This window comes from Xanthomonas sp. F10, from assembly GCF_014206815.1.
GTDB classification, from domain to species: domain Bacteria; phylum Pseudomonadota; class Gammaproteobacteria; order Xanthomonadales; family Xanthomonadaceae; genus Xanthomonas_A; species Xanthomonas_A indica.
The window spans coordinates 81,002-96,210 of record NZ_JACHNP010000004.1; the positions used below are offsets into that span (position 1 = coordinate 81,002).

Annotated in this window: 15 protein-coding genes; 8 read left to right on the top strand and 7 right to left on the bottom strand. The window is 68.6% G+C overall.

From position 1 onward, the window contains the following. Positions 1-44 precede the first annotated feature (44 nt). Both FHR56_RS19250 and FHR56_RS19255 read right to left on the bottom strand, forming a co-directional pair. The gene (locus tag FHR56_RS19250; protein ID WP_010340063.1) at positions 45-617 is read right to left on the bottom strand and encodes an Ax21 family protein; all 573 of its coding nucleotides are present in this window, start codon (positions 615-617) and stop codon (positions 45-47) included. Positions 618-990: 373 nt separating this feature from the next. Then, entirely contained in the window at positions 991-1,689 is a 699-nt protein-coding gene (locus FHR56_RS19255) for a TetR family transcriptional regulator (RefSeq protein ID WP_237473334.1), read from the bottom strand. Between FHR56_RS19255 and FHR56_RS19260 the strand changes: the two genes are divergently transcribed. Beyond that, on the top strand, positions 1,682-2,386 hold the full coding sequence (locus tag FHR56_RS19260; RefSeq protein ID WP_160947898.1) for a DUF1349 domain-containing protein: 705 nt from the start codon (positions 1,682-1,684) through the stop codon (positions 2,384-2,386). The genes FHR56_RS19255 and FHR56_RS19260 overlap by 8 nt on opposite strands. Positions 2,387-2,410: 24 nt before the next feature. Here the strand turns inward: FHR56_RS19260 and FHR56_RS19265 are convergent, their stop codons facing one another. The 4 genes from FHR56_RS19265 to FHR56_RS19280 form a co-directional block, all read right to left on the bottom strand. After that, complete coding sequence (locus FHR56_RS19265) at positions 2,411-2,818, bottom strand: DUF2000 family protein (RefSeq protein ID WP_019796909.1); 408 nt, start codon at positions 2,816-2,818, stop codon at positions 2,411-2,413. Between the two features lie 56 nt (positions 2,819-2,874). Next, on the bottom strand, positions 2,875-3,732 hold the full coding sequence (locus FHR56_RS19270) for an AraC family transcriptional regulator (protein ID WP_160947897.1): 858 nt from the start codon (positions 3,730-3,732) through the stop codon (positions 2,875-2,877). A 188-nt stretch (positions 3,733-3,920) separates the two neighbouring features. Then, positions 3,921-4,400 carry a tRNA (uridine(34)/cytosine(34)/5-carboxymethylaminomethyluridine(34)-2'-O)-methyltransferase TrmL gene (trmL, locus tag FHR56_RS19275; RefSeq protein ID WP_160947896.1) on the bottom strand — a complete coding sequence of 160 codons (480 nt, stop codon included), beginning with the start codon at positions 4,398-4,400 and terminating at the stop codon, positions 3,921-3,923. 40 nt (positions 4,401-4,440) lie between these two features. Beyond that, complete coding sequence (locus FHR56_RS19280; RefSeq protein WP_160947895.1) at positions 4,441-4,917, bottom strand: hypothetical protein; 477 nt, start codon at positions 4,915-4,917, stop codon at positions 4,441-4,443. 415 nt (positions 4,918-5,332) lie between these two features. Between FHR56_RS19280 and FHR56_RS19285 the strand changes: the two genes are divergently transcribed. From FHR56_RS19285 to FHR56_RS19310, 6 genes are all read left to right on the top strand, one after another. Continuing rightward, positions 5,333-8,209, top strand: a complete 2,877-nt coding sequence (locus FHR56_RS19285; RefSeq protein WP_160947894.1) for a pitrilysin family protein — start codon at positions 5,333-5,335, stop codon at positions 8,207-8,209. 123 nt (positions 8,210-8,332) lie between these two features. Further along, a complete protein-coding gene (locus tag FHR56_RS19290; RefSeq protein ID WP_160947893.1) occupies positions 8,333-8,650 on the top strand; it encodes a DUF4156 domain-containing protein in 318 nt (105 codons plus the stop codon). Between the two features lie 102 nt (positions 8,651-8,752). Continuing rightward, on the top strand, positions 8,753-9,769 hold the full coding sequence (locus FHR56_RS19295) for a 3-oxoacyl-ACP synthase III (protein ID WP_160947948.1): 1,017 nt from the start codon (positions 8,753-8,755) through the stop codon (positions 9,767-9,769). Positions 9,770-9,889: 120 nt separating this feature from the next. After that, on the top strand, positions 9,890-11,062 hold the full coding sequence (locus tag FHR56_RS19300; RefSeq protein WP_184502830.1) for a Fic family protein: 1,173 nt from the start codon (positions 9,890-9,892) through the stop codon (positions 11,060-11,062). 88 nt (positions 11,063-11,150) lie between these two features. Then, positions 11,151-12,056: an alpha/beta fold hydrolase gene (locus FHR56_RS19305; RefSeq protein ID WP_160947892.1), complete on the top strand. Its 906-nt coding sequence runs from the start codon at positions 11,151-11,153 to the stop codon at positions 12,054-12,056. Between the two features lie 249 nt (positions 12,057-12,305). Beyond that, the gene (locus FHR56_RS19310; protein ID WP_160947946.1) at positions 12,306-12,785 is read left to right on the top strand and encodes a hypothetical protein; all 480 of its coding nucleotides are present in this window, start codon (positions 12,306-12,308) and stop codon (positions 12,783-12,785) included. A gap of 186 nt (positions 12,786-12,971) precedes the next feature. Here FHR56_RS19310 and FHR56_RS19315 read toward each other — a convergent pair whose 3' ends face one another. Beyond that, positions 12,972-13,346: a YkgJ family cysteine cluster protein gene (locus tag FHR56_RS19315; protein WP_043095431.1), complete on the bottom strand. Its 375-nt coding sequence runs from the start codon at positions 13,344-13,346 to the stop codon at positions 12,972-12,974. 146 nt (positions 13,347-13,492) lie between these two features. Between FHR56_RS19315 and oleC the strand changes: the two genes are divergently transcribed. Beyond that, on the top strand, positions 13,493-15,154 hold the full coding sequence (gene oleC, locus FHR56_RS19320) for an olefin beta-lactone synthetase (RefSeq protein WP_160947891.1): 1,662 nt from the start codon (positions 13,493-13,495) through the stop codon (positions 15,152-15,154). The last annotated feature ends 55 nt before the right edge of the window (positions 15,155-15,209 follow it).

The following is a 15,209-nucleotide window of genomic DNA, read 5'->3' on the forward strand; positions in this document are numbered from 1 at the left end:
GCGCGGCGGGAGAGAGAGACGACGCGCGCGGCGCTAGCGAACGCTTACCAGCTGAAGCGTGGGCCGACGAACCATTCCTTGTCGCCGTGGCGGTCCATCTTCAGGTCGGCGCTGAGGCCCCAGTTCTGGTTCAGCTTGGCCTGGGCGCCCAGGCGGCCGTAGAACTGGCCTTCCGGATTGATGCCGTCCTTCTTCGCGTAGTCCTCGTAGCCGCCCAGTGCATAGACTTCCAGGTACGGGTTGAACGCGGTGCGGATACCCGCTTCGGCGCTCCAGCCGTTGAACTTGGTGCCGTATTCCGGGTCGAAACGGTTGTAGGCCACGCGGGTCACCAGGTCGGTGCTGGTCGCGATCTCGTGGTTGTAGCCGGCGCCGATGCGCCACTGGTCAACGCGCACGTCGCCGAAGTCGGTCTTCTGGCGGTTGAAGTCGCCGAACACGCTGAAGTTCGGGTGGAACGCGTAGGAACCCTTGACAGCCCAGCCGTCGGCGTCGCCGCCGCTGGCGTCGGTCTTGACGTAGCCGCCCTCGACATAGTTGTAGGAAAGGCCTTCGGCAGCCGAAGCGGCGAACGGCAGGGTGGCCAGGAGGCCGAGAGCAAGCAGAGAGGTCTTCATAATCGGGTACCTTCGTTATTGGTTTGTCGGCGCTGAGGCGTGGGGCCGTTCGCTGCCGATATGTAAATTATCCGTTAGTCACCCGAACTCGCCCTGAATCCCGAACTGACTAGTACATAAATTAAACGCCTTGTTCAGGAACGGCGGCGCGCTGCAGGGATGCAGTTCACACCGCTCTGCGAGCGCTGCCGGCAGGCAGTGATGCTCCTCATCCAGAGCGTGCTTCTGCTCATGGCCGCCGTGCGCCGGATCAGCCGGGCGGGGGGGGCCGTCACCGCGGCAACGCCGGTCGGTGGCTTGCAGGGCTCGGTGTCCTCAAGGCGGTGCTGCGCCTTGCCGGGGATGGCGCGGATATCCACGTCCCCGTCGTCGCCTACAACGCGGCGAGTTTCTCGATCGCATCGCGCACGCGCTGCCTGTCCATGGGCACGACCGAGCGATGGATCGTCGCGCCTTCGATGAAGGCGTCGATGGCGGCGGACGCCGCCACGGAGAAATGCGTTTCCAGCGCCGCCCGGCTCCTGGCCATCCACTGCTGCATGATCGCGGTCATCTCCGGATGCCGGCGGGCGAAGGCGTACAGCTCGTAGCTCAGCAGCAGCACCCGCGGGGAGGCCGTGCCCTCGGCGAAGATGATGTTCACCACCGCGTCCAGAGCCTGCGTGTGGCTTTGCGCGGCGCGGATTTCGGCGGCGAAGTCGGTGGACACTTCCTGGGAAAACCGGGTGAACGCGGCCACCAGCAGCTCGTGCATCGAGCCGAAATAATAGGTGGTGGCGCTGAGCGGAACGCCGGCTTCCTCGGCGACCTTGCGGAAGGTGGTGCCGGCGACGCCGTGGTCCAGGATCACCCGCAGCGCGGCCTGCTCGATCGCGTCCTTCCGGTGCGGATCCTGCCGCCAGGTCCTGCCGCTCATGCCTGTCCAGCGCTGTTTCGACGAAGGCCGATGATCGCAGTTCGCGATTGACACCTCAATTGGTACGGATGTACAAATTGGCCGATGAGGTCGACGAAGGCCATCGCCGCGATGGCGCCTCGAAAACAGCGACGCGAGGAGCAGGGCGATGGCCAATACCGGGGAGCGGGACGTGGATATCGGCCGCCGGGCGACTCTGGGCGGGCTTGCCGCCGGTGGCGTCGTGCTGGCCACCGGGGCGCCTGCCGCCGGGGCGCGCGCTGCGCCGGCGTCCGGTTGGGAGGCCGGCACCTGGCTCAACGCGCCCAAGGTCCATCGGATCCTGCCCGGCGGCGTGCTCGAGGTCGTCACCGACAAGGGCAGCGACTTCTGGCGCGAAACCCACTACGGATTCACCCGCGACAGCGGACATTTCCTCGGCATCGCCGCGCCCGCGCGCTTCACCTGCCAGCTGCGCATCCGTGGGAAGTTCGAACAGCTCTACGATCAGGCCGGCCTCATGGTCCGGATCGACGAGCGCCGTTGGGTCAAGGCCGGCATCGAATTGAGCGATGGGCGGCCGATGCTCAGTAGCGTGTTGACCGATGGCCGCTCGGACTGGGCCACCGGCCCGTACGAAGCCGACGCCTCGGATTTCTGGATGCGCGCGACCGTGGACAAGGGCGTGCTGCGCCTGCAGGTCTCGCGCGACGGCAAGTACTGGCCGCTGGTGCGGCTGTGCCCGTTCCCGGTGGCGTCCTCCTACCTCGTCGGCCCGATGACGTGCACGCCCGAACGCGAGGGATTGAAGGTCCGCTTCTCCGACTGGAGCCTGGGGCCGGTGCTGGGCAAGGATCTGCACGATCTCTCCTGACGCTGCGCGTGTGCCTGCGCGCGCCTAACGATGCAGCGCCAGGCCCTTGGTGGCTTTTTCGATGGCCTTCTTCGGTCCGCGCAGGCCGAGTCCCACCAGGTTCAGATCGCCAGGATCTTCCGCCGCGAACGCCTGGCGATTGGCCGCATCGTGGCCGGTCGAGAACATGGCGAACACGTACGGCAGCACGGTGATCTCGCGTGCCAGCCCCACGCGGTGCGCGGCCTGAAGCCCGCCGAGATCGGCTTCGAAGATCAGCATCGGCTGGCCGAGCAGGCGACCGTAGCGCTGGCCGCTGGCATCGACGTAAGGGTCACCGATCGCGTCGGGAGCGGCCGCGGCGATGCCCGTGGCCAGGAAGGCGGCGACGTTCAGGCGTTGCCAGATCGCCAGGTCGTTGCGGACGATCAGGGCTACTTTGGTGTCGAACACGGGAAACTCCGCGGTGGGGACGTTGCGGCCATGGTCCGCGGCGCCGTCGCTGCGTTCTAGAACGCCTGTGCAGCACCGCCGGCGCACTGCCGCCGGTACGCGGCCGGCGTGAGCCGATAGGCGCGCTTGAACCAGCGGCCCAGATGGCTCTGATCGGCGAATCCGACCTTGAGCGCCACCTCCGCCGGTTCCTGTCCATCCGCCAGCAGGGCACGGGCCGCGCGCAAGCGCAGTCGGACCAGGTAGGCATGCGGCGACAGGCCGAAGGTGCGCTGGAATTGCCGGGTGAGGCGGAACCGATCCAGGTCGGCGCAGTCGGCAAGCTCATCGAGGCCGACGTCGCGCTCCATCTGCGCGTGCAGAAAATCCCTGGCGCGCGCCACCGCCGGCGTCGACGCGCAAGGGCGCTGCGCCTCGGCCGACAGTTGCGGGGACAGCAGGCGCATCATGCGGTCCAGGCTCTGGTCCCGCGCCAGCCGGCCTTCGTGCTGATGGATCGCCAGGAAGGCCTGGCGTATCGCCGCGCTCAGTGCGGCGTCGTCGGCCAGAGTCGTGCGGAACGCCGGATGCAGCGCGGAACCGTCCTGCTGGCCGAGGCGTTGCAGTGCCCCCGCCACCCAGCGCTGCGGCAGGTAGAGCATCGCGTAGGTGAAACCGTCCTCGGCGGGCGCATGCCCGTCGTGGACCGCGCCAGGTTCGATGAGCATGGCACGCCCGGGCGTGCTGGTGTGCAGCGAGCGATGGCAACGGAAGCGCTGCACGCCCTGCAGGGTCACGCCGACCAGCATCTCATCGTGATCGTGCGGATCGTAGGCATGCCCGTGGAAGTGCGCATGCACGCTTTCTATGCCGGTCTCCCGGTCGCGGCGGATCCTGACCCAGTCACTGGCGTTGGGGTGGGTGTGCGGTGCCATTGGCGGAGTCCAGTAGGAGCACGACAGGCGGCGTTCTCGCTGCATGCAGAGGTTGCGCCGCCGGGACCCAGTGTAGAAGCGTCAGCGGGCTTCGAGCGAGGCGCGACGCGATTGCCAGGGGCAGGCTGCGGATCTGTTCGTCCACACGGATCAAAGCGCTTCGCTTGAGGGCGCTGCGTGCCCGGCGCTCACTCGGCGCCGGGAAAGCCCAGTTGTCGCCATGCCTCGAACACCACCACCGCCACCGCGTTGGACAGGTTGAGGCTGCGGTTGTGCGGCTGCATCGGCAGGCGCAGGCGCTGCGCGTCGGGCACCTGCTCCAGCACGGCGTCTGGCAGGCCGCGGGTTTCCGGGCCGAACAGGAAGGCGTCGCCGTCGGCGAAGGCGGGCGTGTCGTAGCGGGTGCTGCTGCGGGTGCTGAGGGCGAACAGGCGGCGCGGGGCGATGGCCTGCAGGGCCGCTTCCAGCGATGCGTGGACCTGCAGTCGGGCGTATTCGTGGTAGTCCAGGCCGGCGCGCTTGAGCTGGCGGTCGCCGAGGTCGAAGCCCAGCGGCTCGATCAGGTGCAATTGCGCGCCGGTATTGGCGCAGAGGCGGATGACGTTGCCCGTGTTGGGCGGAATCTCGGGCTGGTACAGCAGAACGTGCAGCGTTGGGGTGGCGATCATCGGCGCAGTGTACGCGCCGGCGCGGCGGGCTTGGGGCGGGTCAGCGCACCAGGCCGACCGCCAGGTCCTGGCCCAGCTTCTGCAGGCTCGGCTGCAGCTGCAGCATCGCGGTGTCCAGCGTCTCGCCGACCACATCGCCGATCGCCAGCATGCTGCCCATGTCCGCGTCCGGACGCACCTGCACGGTGGCCAGGGTCACCACGTGCTGCCCGGCGGCCTGTTCCAGGTCGCGTTCGGCCAGCTGTTCGGCCGACGGGCGCACCTGCACCGCGGCCAGAGTGGCGATGTGGCTGGACAGTTCGGCCTCGCGCTGGGCGATCTGCTCGGCGGAGGGACGCACCTGCACGGCGGGGAGGGTGGCGATGCCGCTGGTCTGCTCGACGTTGCGCTGGGCGATCTGTTCGGCCGACGGACGCACCTGCAGGGTGTCCAGGGTGGCGATCTGCGTGGCGGCGAAGGACGGGGCGGCGAACAGGGCGGCGATGGCGGCGGTCAGGAGCAGGGTGGTGGTTTTCATGGCGGGCCTCGTTGGTGTTGTTGAGCAGTGGTGTGGTAGTAAGGTAGTACACCTAATCAGGGGCTGCAAGAACTTTTTCGTGTTGTTTTGATTCGTTAAGCTTGCATTCACTGATGCGGTGTCGGCTTTTGCGTTCGAGGGTGTTCAAGCAGGCCGCGTGCCAACTCCAAGTGCCTGTATTTGAAGGATAATCAATCTCCCTGGGGTGTCCGCGGGCGGGCACCCGGGCGCTCGCGTACGCCGGACACGGACACCGCGGTGCCCGTGGTGGCGGCCGTCGACCCGCTGGCGGTGCGGTCGCGATGCCGTCGAAGCAGGACCTCAGCGACAACGGCGGAATACGCGCCGTGCGGGACGCCCGGTACGATCGGCGTTCACCGGCTGTTTCATTGGCCCCCAAGGAAGAAGGATCCGCATGACCGTCTCGACCCGCCCGCGTGGCACCCTGCTGGCCCTCGCCCTGTCCGCCGCGCTCGGCGCACTGAGCTATGCGCCGCCTTCGGCGGCGGCCAGGCCTGCCGCCGCCACGTCGGTGGATATCGCCTACGAGCAATTCACCCTGCCCAACGGACTGCGGGTGGTGGTGCACACCGATCGCAAGGCGCCGATCGTGGCGGTCAACCTCTGGTACCACGTGGGCGCCAAGGACGAGCCGGCCGGGCGCACCGGGTTCGCGCATCTGTTCGAGCACCTGATGTTCCAGGGCAGCGAGAACCACCACGGCGAGTTCTTCGAGCCGTTCAAGCAGGTCGGCGTCACCGACCAGAACGGCACCACCAACAGCGACCGCACCAATTACTTCGAGAACGTGCCGACCACTGCGCTGGACATGGCGCTGTGGATGGAGTCGGACCGCATGGGCCACCTGCTCGGCGCCATCGACCAGGCCGCGCTGGACGAACAGCGCGGGGTGGTCCAGAACGAGAAGCGCCAGGGCGAGAACCAGCCATACGGCCAGGCCTGGAGCCGGCTGAGCCGCGCGCTGTACCCGGCCGGCCACCCGTACCACCACACCGTCATCGGCTCGATGAACGACCTCAATGCGGCCTCGCTGGCCGACGTGAAGCAGTGGTTCCGCACCTGGTACGGGCCCAACAACGCGGTGCTGGTGCTGGCCGGCGACATCGACGTGGCCACGGCCAAGGAGAAGGTGGCGCGCTACTTCGGCGACATTCCCGCCGGCCCGACCATGGCCCAGCCCAAGGTCGACGTGGCCCAGCGCAGCCAGTCCACCCGCGAGACCATGACCGACAAGGTGCCGCAGACGCGGATCTACCGGGTCTGGAACGTGGCCCAGACCGGCACCGAGGATGTCGACCGCCTGCAGTTGCTGGCGCAGGTGCTGGGCGGCGCCAAGTCCTCGCGGCTGGATCGGCGCCTGGTCCACGAGGACAAGCTGGTCGACCAGATCAGCGCCTCGGTGTGGCCGTCGCAACTCGGCTCCGGCTTCGGCATCATCGCCATGGTCAAGCAGGGCGTGGCCCCGGCCAGGGTCGAGGCGGCGATCGACGAGGAAGTGCGCCGGCTGCTGGACAAGGGCCCGGACAAGGCGGAACTGGCGCGCGCCAAGACCGCGTTCCGCGCCGGCTTCATCCGCGGTGTGGAACGCATCGGCGGCTTCGGCGGCAAGGCTGACGTGCTGGCCGAGTGCGCGGTCTACACCGGCGACCCCGGCTGCTTCCGCACCTCGCTGGCGACCATCGCCTCCACCCGCCCGCGCGATCTCACCGCGGTCGGCCGCAAATGGCTGGGCAAGGGCGACTACACCTTGCTGATCCAGCCGGGCGAACGTGTGGCCCTGGCCGAGGAACCGACGGCGCAACCGGCGCCGCTGAACCCGCCGCCGGTCGATCCCCAATACCGCGTCCTGCCCAGCGTGGTCGATCGCAGCGCCGGCCCGCCCAAGACCACCCAGTTCCCGCAGCTGAAGTTCCCGGCGCTGCAGCGCGCCACGCTGAAGAACGGCAGCACGGTGATCCTGGCAGAGCGCCACGACGTGCCGGTGGTGCAGTTCAGCTACGAGTTCCGCGGCGGCTACAGCGCCGACCAGGGGCGCAAGCCGGGCACGGCCAGTTTTGCCATGGGCATGCTCGACGAGGGCGCCGGCGAGCGCGATGCGCTGGCGTTCGCCGATGCGGCCGATGCCCTGGGCGCGTCGCTGTCCGCCGGCGCTTCGCTGGACGGCAGCAATGCCTATCTGTCGGCGCTGAAGGAGAACCTGGCGCCGTCGCTGGCGCTGTATGCGGACATGCTGCGGCGGCCGCGCTTCGCGCCGAACGAGATCGAGCGGATCCGCGCCAGCTGGATCGCCGGCATCCGCCAGGAGAAGGCGCAGCCCAACGGCGTGGCGATGCGGGTGCTGCCGCCGCTGCTGTACGGCGCCGGCCATCCGTACGCGATCCCGTTCAGCGGCACCGGCACCGAAGCGGCGATCGCGGTCCTGCAGCGCGAGGACCTGGTCGACTTCCACCGCGACTGGGTGCGTCCGGAGAACGCCACCCTGATCGTGGTCGGCGACACCACCCTGGGCGAGATCGTGCCGCTGCTGGACGCGCAGTTCGGCGACTGGAAGGGCGAGGGCCAGGCGCCGTCGGTGCCGGCCGCGGCCGGCGTGGCGCGGCCGGCCAAGCCGCGCGTGTACCTGATCGACCAGCCCGGCGCCGTGCAGGCCAACCTGTTCGCCTCGGAACTGGTGCCGCCGACCACCGATGCGGCGTCGGTCCGCTTCGACATGGCCAACGGCGTGATCGGCGGCGATTTCACCTCGCGCCTGAACATGAACCTGCGCGAGAACAAGCATTGGTCCTACGGCGCGCGCAGCGGCGCGGCCAGCGCGCTCGGCCAGCGGCCGTGGACCGCCTCGGCGCCGGTGCAGATCGACAAGACCGCGCCGGCGCTGCAGGAAATGGCCAAGGAGATCAGCGCCTTCGCCAACGGCAAGGCGCCGCCGACGGCGGAGGAGGTGGCGCGCATCCGCAACATCCAGACCCTGAGCCTGCCCGGTGCCTACGAGACCGCCAGTTCGGTGATGGGGGCGATCGGCGGCATCGTCCGCTATGGTCGTCCCGACGACTACGTGTTCAAGCGCAAGGCCGAGATCGAGGCGATGACCCCGGCGCAGGTGCGCGAGGCGGCGTCGATGCTCGACCCGAACAGCCTGACCTGGGTGGTGGTGGGTGACCTGAAGCAGATCGAGGCGCCGGTGCGCGCGCTGAAGCTGGGCGAGGTCACGGTGATCGATGCCGACGGGGTGCCGCAGGGCGGTGCGGCGGCGGCCCCGGCGCCGCGCTGATCGGAGCAGGTGCACATCGACGATGGCCGGCGCGCCGCCTGCGGGTGGCGGCGCGCCGACGGTGTCATGGCCGATTCAGCGTTTTGCGGCACAATCCGGATTCACCTGCCAATGGGCCCCTCCATGCGTCTACCGATCGCCTTCGTCCTGCTTGCCATGCTCGCCGGCTGCACCTGGGTGCCGATGGCGCCGGAAGGCAAAGGGGTGCGGGTCCTGCCGCCCGGGCAGGCCGCCAGCGGTTGCGAGAAGCGCGGCGAGGTGGTGGTGTCGGTGAAGAGCAGCGTCGGCTTCTACCAACGCAACCCGCTGCGGGTGCGCGAGGAGCTGGAGACCCTGGCCCGCAACGAGGCGCCCGGCGTGGGCGCCAATACCGTGCAGGCGATGGGCGACCCGGTCGACGGCGACCAGAGCTTCACCGCCTACCAGTGCGGCGGTCGCTGAACCGCTCAGACCATACGCTTTCCGGGGATTTGTTAAAGATGCGGTAAAACGGTGTAACCGCTAGAATTGGCGCCCCCTCGCCTGACCCTGGCGTACACCTCGATGCTCTTCACCAACGTCTCGATCGCGGGACTGGCGCATATCGACGCGCCGCACACGCTGACCTCCAAGCAGATCAACGCGCGCCTGCAGCCTACCTTGGACCGGCTGCGGATCCGTGCCGACGTGCTCGGCGACATCGCCGGCGTCCACGCGCGGCGCATGTGGGACCAGGACCTGCAGGCTTCCGACGTGGCGACGCTGGCGGCGCGCAAGGCGATGAGCGATGCGGGCATCGAGGCTGGGCAGGTCGGGCTGCTGGTCAACACCTCGGTCAGCCGCGATTACCTGGAGCCGTCCACCGCCAGCATCGTCGCCGGCAACCTGGGCGTGAGCGAGCAGTGCATGACCTTCGACGTCGCCAATGCCTGCCTGGCCTTCATCAACGGCATGGACATCGCGGCGCGGATGATCGAGCGTGGCGAGATCGACTACGCGATGGTGGTCGATGGCGAGACCGCCAACCTGGTGTACGAGAAGACCCTGGAGCGGATGGCCTCGCAGGACCTGACCGCTGACGCCTTCCGCGACGAGATGGCGACCCTGACCCTGGGTTGCGGTGCCGTGGCGATGGTGATGGCGCGTACCGACCTGGCACCGGATGCGCCGCGCTACCGCGGTGGCGTGACCCGCTCGGCCACGCAGTGGAACACCCTGTGCCGGGGCAACATGGACCGCATGGTCACCGACACCCGCATGCTGCTGATCGAAGGCCTCAAGCTGGGCCAGAAGACCTTCGCCGCTGCCCGGCAGGCGCTGGGTTGGGCCGTGGACGAACTGGACCAGTTCGTCATCCACCAGGTCAGCCTTCCGCACACCAAGGCCTTCATGAAGAGCTTCGGGATCGACCAGAAGAAGGTCATGACCATCTTCGGCGAATACGGCAACATCGGCCCGGCCAGCGTGCCGATCGTGCTCAGCAAGCTGCGCGAGCTGGGCCGCCTGAAGAAGGGCGACCGGATCGCGCTGATGGGCATCGGCTCGGGCCTGAACTGCTCGATGGCCGAGGTGGTTTGGTAAGCGACAGGGCGCAGGGCAGGCGCGCGGATTTTCCTTGCGCGCCTCAAGTTGGGTGTTTAGAAAGAAATTTGCTAGATTTCTTTCCTAAGAGCCTTCCCCAGCCACGGCAAGGATTGCCCGATGTCGCTTCGACGCTGTACCGGACACTACGTCCCCGGATCGCTGGCCGGCAGCCGTTATCAGGCGTTCGTTCCTGACCCGCTGCCGCCCGAGCCGCCGCTGCAGTTGGCGGCGCCGCCGTTGATCGCGCGCAAGGAACAGGCCGACCAGGCGTTGGGTCGCCTGGATGGCATCACCCTGATGCTGCCGGACCCGGAGCTGTTCCTCTACCACTACGTGCGCAAGGAAGCGGTGCTGTCCTCGCAGATCGAGGGCACGCAGTCGTCGCTGTCCGACTTGCTGCTGTTCGAGCTGGACGAGGCGCCGGGTGTTCCCCTGGACGACGTGGAGGAGGTCTCCAATTACGTCGCCGCGTTGAACCACGGGTTGCGACGCTTGCGCCAGGACGACTTCCCACTGTCGCTGCGCCTGATCCGCGAGATGCACGCCCTGCTGCTGCAAGGTGGGCGTGGTGCCGGCAAACGTCCGGGCGAGTTCCGTTCGGGCCAGGTCTGGATCGGCGGTGCCTCGCCGGCGTTGGCGCATTTCGTGCCGCCGCCGCCGGAGGCGCTGGATGCGGCGCTGACTGCCTTCGAGCGTTTCCTGCACGCGCCGGACCGCGATGTCTCGCCGCTGGTCAAGGCGGCTCTGGCGCATGTGCAGTTCGAAACCATCCATCCCTTCAGCGACGGCAACGGCAGGTTGGGCCGGCTGCTGATCGCGTTGATCCTGTGCAACGAAGGTGTGCTGCGCGCACCCAGCCTGTATCTGAGCCTGTTCTTCAAGCGTCATCGCGCGCGCTATGACGAGCGCCTCAATGCGGTGCGCACCGAGGGCGACTGGGAAGGTTGGCTGGATTTTTTTCTCGAGGGCGTGGCGGACACGGCGCAACAGGCGGTCACCACCGCGCAGCGCCTGCTGGCGCTGCTGGCGGCCGACCGTGCCCGTATCGCCGGGTTGGGAACGCGCGCCGGCAACGTCGGCCTGGTGTTTGAGCAGTTCGCGCGTCGTGTGCTGCTCGGCGTGCCGCAGGTCCTGCCGCATTTGCCGCTCAGCGCACCGACGATCCGTGCCGCCATCCGCACCCTGCAGGATCTGGATATCGTCAACGAACTCACCGGACAGCAGCGGCACCGCGTGTTCGCCTATCAGGCCTATCTGGACATCCTCAGCGAGGGTGCGCAGCCACTATGAGCCCTCCGGTGCCGCACGCCGACGGCGATGCGCCACGCGCCGCGGCGCCGCCGTTCTCATCCCTCTCCACATCGCATCGGTCCCCCGCATGAACTACCCCGGTTACCCCTTCATCCCGCAGCGCTTCCAGGTTCGCCCGGGGCTGCACATGTCCTATCTCGACGAGGGCCCGCGCGATGGCGAGGTGGTGGTGATGCTGCACGGCAATCCGTCGTGGAGCTATCTGTGGCGCACGCTGGTGAGCGGATTGTCGGATCGCTACCGCTGCATCGTGCCCGACCACATCGGCATGGGCCTGTCGGACAAGCCGGACGATGCGCCGGGCGCGCAGCCGGGTTACGAGTACACCCTGCAATCGCGCGTGGACGACCTCGACGCGCTGCTGCGGCATCTGCGCATCGACGGACCGGTGACGCTGGCGGTGCACGACTGGGGCGGCATGATCGGCTTCGGCTGGGCGCTGTCGCACCATGCGCAGGTGCGGCGCCTGGTCATCACCAATACCGCGGCGTTCCCGCTGCCGGCGGCCAAGCCGATGCCGTGGCAGATCGCGATGGGCCGGCATTGGCGCATGGGCGAGTGGTTCATCCGCACCTTCAATGCGTTCTCCTCGGGCGCGTCGTGGCTGGGCGTGTCGCGGCGCATGCCCGCCGACGTGCGTCGCGCCTACGTGGCACCGTACGACAGCTGGGCCAATCGCATCTCCACCATCCGCTTCATGCAGGACATCCCGCTGTCGCCCGCGGACAAGGCCTGGTCGCTGCTGGCGCGGGCCGAGCAGGCGTTGCCGTCGTTCGCCGATCGACCGGCCTTCATCGGCTGGGGCCTGCGCGACATCTGCTTCGACCATCATTTCCTGGAGGGCTTCCGCCGCGCGCTGCCGCAGGCCGAGGTGATGGCCTTCGAGGACGCCAACCACTACGTGCTGGAAGACAAGCACGAGGTGCTGGTGCCGGCGATCCGCCGCTTTCTGGACGCGCATCCGCTGGCGTGAGCGCGCTACGCGGCGGGTGCCGGCGTGCAGCCGTGCGCCGCATTGGCGTGCAGCGATGCGGAGAGCATTGCCGCGACATGCGTCGCGATGACGGCGCCGCTGCGCCGTGCATCGTCTACACGGGCGCACGCAAACTGCTACCGATTGCCGTGCTGCAACATGTGCGGCTGTGTACAGTCGCCGCCGACGTGCGCGTTGCGTCGAAGCGGACGATGCACGCAATCCGACCGGAGACCGAGAGTGAAAGCGATGGCAATGGCGATGCTGCTGATGGCGATGAGCGTGCCGGGCGTGCATGCGGAGGACCTGACGACGTCCGCGGACGGCAAGACGCTGGCGGTGGGATTCGGCCAGCCCACCTGGAAGCAGGTGCTGCACTACCGCAAGCTGTACGACAAGAAGCCGTTCCCCGATGCGGAGATCTATTACTACAGCAACGGCATGTACAAGATCATCTCGCAGGGCGAGAACCACTACGGCGTGTACGTGCTGCAGGGCAGCTTCGACGAGCAGACCTATACGATCCGCTTCATCTCGTTGCCGTCCGAGGACTGGGGCAACAAGACCGCCTTCCACCAGTTGACCTTCATCCGCGGCGAGGACAAGAACGTCTTCATCCAGAATGCGATCGTCGACACCGGCGAGGCCATCGCCCAGCAGAACGGCACCTACACCCTGGAAAAGAACACGGTGACCAATCCGGTGCCGACTGCCTGGAAACATCGCTGAGCCGAGGCGGCGCGCGGGTGCCGCGTGCGTCGCGCCGCTCGCCGGATGCTGCCAGGGGCTCGTCGTCTCGTAGGAGCGGCTTCCGCCGCGACCTGGCTTTCCGGCAACGCCGCTCGCCGCTGGTCCCACAGACGGGAACAAGAGCCGCTCCTACGGCCTCCCCGCCCTCCTGGCGACCGCCGCCGCTCAGGCGTCCGGCAGATTGCGTTCGACCACGCCGTCCCAGTCGGCCGGGGTCAGCAGCGGCAGGCCGTGCGCCAGCCGCGATTTGTCGCATTGCGCGCTGCGTTCGCCGAATTCCAGCGAGGCCGGCACCGCCGCGCACACCGATGGCCGCCGCTCGTGGATGCTGCAGCGGCTGTAGCGGCCGATGTCCGCGTCCAGGGCGATGCAGCGCGGCTGCGCCTGCGAGGTGCCGCGCATCACCCGCTCATGGGTGCGCAACGGCTCGGTGAGCTCGAACGGGACCCTGCCGCCCAGCGCGGGATCGGCTTCGCTCCAGTGGAAACTGACGCGGAAGTAGGCGCAGCAGGCGCCGCAGGTGAGGCAGGGATGGGACATGGCAGCCGGGCCTTGCGCGGCGAACAGCGGTGGGGGGCGCGGCATTCTGACCGAACCGGCGCGCGCTGCAAGCACTGCGGCATTCAGCCGTGGCCGTCACGGGCGCGCTGTCGGCTGCGGCCCGGCGCATCGGCGATAATCGGCGCATGACCACGACCTGCAACATCGCGGCCACGCTGCCGCGGCTGGCGCGCGAGCGCCCGGACCAGATCGCCATGCGCTGCCCCGGCCGGCCCGGCCCCGGCGGCATGGCGGCCTACGACGTGACCCTGAGCTATGCGCAGCTGGATGCGCGCAGCGATGCCATCGCTGCCGGCCTGGGCGCTTACGGCATCGGCCGCGGCACCCGCACGGTGGTGATGGTGCGGCCGTCGCCCGAGTTCTTCCTGCTGATGTTCGCGCTGTTCAAGGCCGGCGCGGTGCCGGTGCTGGTGGACCCCGGCATCGACCGGCGCGCGCTCAAGCAATGCCTGGACGAGGCGCAGCCGGAGGCCTTCATCGGCATTCCGCTGGCGCAGCTGGCGCGATGCCTGCTCGGCTGGGCGCGCTCGGCGAAACGGATCGTCACCGTCGGCCGGCGCTGGGCCTGGGGCGGCACCACGCTGGCGCGGATCGAGCGCGCCGGCCAGGGCGCCGGCAGCCAACTGGCCGATACGGCCGCCGCCGACGTCGCCGCGATCCTGTTCACCAGCGGCTCCACCGGCGTGCCCAAGGGCGTGGTCTACCGGCACCGGCATTTCGTCGGCCAGATCGAGCTGATGCGCAATGCCTTCGACATGCAGCCGGGCGGCATCGACCTGCCGACCTTCCCGCCCTTCGCGCTGTTCGACCCGGCGCTGGGACTGACCTCGGTGATCCCGGACATGGACCCGACGCGTCCGGCCAAGGTCGATCCGCGCAAGCTGCACGATGCGATGCAGCGCTTCGGCGTGACCCAACTGTTCGGGTCGCCCGCGTTGATGCGGGTGCTGGCCGACTACGGCAAGCCGTTGACCAACGTGCGCTGCGCCACCTCGGCCGGCGCGCCGGTGCCGCCGGACGTGGTGGCGCGGATCCGCAGCCTGCTGCCGGAGGATGGACGGTTCTGGACGCCCTACGGCGCCACCGAGTGCCTGCCGGTGGCGGTGATCGAGGGTCGCGAGCTGCAGGACACGCGCGCGGCCACTGAGAACGGCGCCGGCACCTGCATCGGCACCGTGGTGCCGCCCAACGAGGTGCGCATCATCGCCATCGACGATGCCGCCATTCCCGAGTGGAGCGGCGTGCGCGAAGTTCCGGTGGGCACGGTCGGCGAGATCACCGTGGCCGGCCCGACTGCCACCGACACCTATTTCAACCGCGACGCGGCCACGCGCCTGGCCAAGATCCGTGAGCGCCTGGACGACGGCAGCGAGCGCATCGTGCACCGCATGGGCGACGTCGGCTATTTCGACGCGAAGGGCCGTCTGTGGTTCTGCGGGCGCAAGACCCAGCGCGTGGAAACCGCGCAGGGGCCGCTGTATACCGAACAGGTGGAGCCGATCTTCAACGCGCTGCCGGGCATCGGCCGCACCGCCCTGGTCGGCATCGGCGAGCCGGGCCGGCAGCGTCCGGTGCTGTGCTACGAGCTCGAAGTGAACGCCATGCTGTCGAGCGGCCCGGAACTGCAGGCGCTGCAGCAGCAACTGCGCGACACCGCCGCCGCGCATGCGCACACGGCCGGCATCGTCGACTTCCTGAGCCACCCGGGGTTCCCGGTGGACATCCGCCACAACGCCAAGATCGGCCGCGAAAAGCTGGCGCTGTGGGCGGCGGAACAGCGTAAATGAGTGCACGCGGCAGCTGGTCTGGCGTGCCTGTGCTGCTGGGCGACGTTGGCGTGCA

Coding starts and splice junctions, on each gene's coding strand:
- FHR56_RS19260 (WP_160947898.1), top strand. CDS start 1,682: ATGGCCAATACCGGGGAGCGGGACGTGGATATCGGCCGCCGGGCGACT.
- FHR56_RS19315 (WP_043095431.1), bottom strand. CDS start 13,346: ATGTCCCATCCCTGCCTCACCTGCGGCGCCTGCTGCGCCTACTTCCGC.
- FHR56_RS19250 (WP_010340063.1), bottom strand. CDS start 617: ATGAAGACCTCTCTGCTTGCTCTCGGCCTCCTGGCCACCCTGCCGTTC.
- FHR56_RS19305 (WP_160947892.1), top strand. CDS start 11,151: ATGAACTACCCCGGTTACCCCTTCATCCCGCAGCGCTTCCAGGTTCGC.
- FHR56_RS19290 (WP_160947893.1), top strand. CDS start 8,333: ATGCGTCTACCGATCGCCTTCGTCCTGCTTGCCATGCTCGCCGGCTGC.
- FHR56_RS19270 (WP_160947897.1), bottom strand. CDS start 3,732: ATGGCACCGCACACCCACCCCAACGCCAGTGACTGGGTCAGGATCCGC.
- FHR56_RS19310 (WP_160947946.1), top strand. CDS start 12,306: ATGGCAATGGCGATGCTGCTGATGGCGATGAGCGTGCCGGGCGTGCAT.
- trmL (WP_160947896.1), bottom strand. CDS start 4,400: ATGATCGCCACCCCAACGCTGCACGTTCTGCTGTACCAGCCCGAGATT.
- FHR56_RS19285 (WP_160947894.1), top strand. CDS start 5,333: ATGACCGTCTCGACCCGCCCGCGTGGCACCCTGCTGGCCCTCGCCCTG.
- FHR56_RS19295 (WP_160947948.1), top strand. CDS start 8,753: ATGCTCTTCACCAACGTCTCGATCGCGGGACTGGCGCATATCGACGCG.
- oleC (WP_160947891.1), top strand. CDS start 13,493: ATGACCACGACCTGCAACATCGCGGCCACGCTGCCGCGGCTGGCGCGC.
- FHR56_RS19300 (WP_184502830.1), top strand. CDS start 9,890: ATGTCGCTTCGACGCTGTACCGGACACTACGTCCCCGGATCGCTGGCC.
- FHR56_RS19280 (WP_160947895.1), bottom strand. CDS start 4,917: ATGAAAACCACCACCCTGCTCCTGACCGCCGCCATCGCCGCCCTGTTC.